This is a genomic window from Sulfitobacter sp. HI0040, from assembly GCF_001634885.1.
In the GTDB taxonomy this organism is placed as follows: Bacteria; Pseudomonadota; Alphaproteobacteria; order Rhodobacterales; family Rhodobacteraceae; genus Sulfitobacter.
Genome location: NZ_LWEX01000553.1, coordinates 1 through 332, shown reverse-complemented (window position 1 = coordinate 332; position 332 = coordinate 1). Strand labels below are relative to the sequence as shown.

At 59.9% G+C, this 332-nt stretch carries 1 pseudogene; it reads right to left on the bottom strand.

Features of this window, described 5'->3' with window-relative positions:
- Positions 1-16: 16 nt before the first annotated feature.
- Positions 17-332: pseudogene (locus tag A3728_RS20455) on the bottom strand (AMP-binding protein); the annotation flags it as partial.

Here is a 332-nt window from a genome sequence, read left to right as displayed (position 1 = left end):
TCGATACCTACAAGGTCACCATGGCGCAGGCATAGGGCGAGCCCCAGGCGTTGACGTGGAACATCGGCACCACGGGCAAGACCACGTCGCGCGCCTTGATTCCCACACTGTCGGCAATGTTGATGCCGAAGGAATGAAGCACCGTGGAACGGTGGGAATAAAGCACGCCCTTCGGATTGCCCGTAGTGCCTGAGGTGTAGCAGAGGCTGGAGGCGGTCAGTTCGTCCATCTCTGGCCAATCGTATTCCGGATCGCCTTCCGCGATCAGGTCGTCATAGAATTTCAGGCCGGGCAAGGCCTTGGCGGCTTCGTCGTCCGCGCCTTCCATGAGA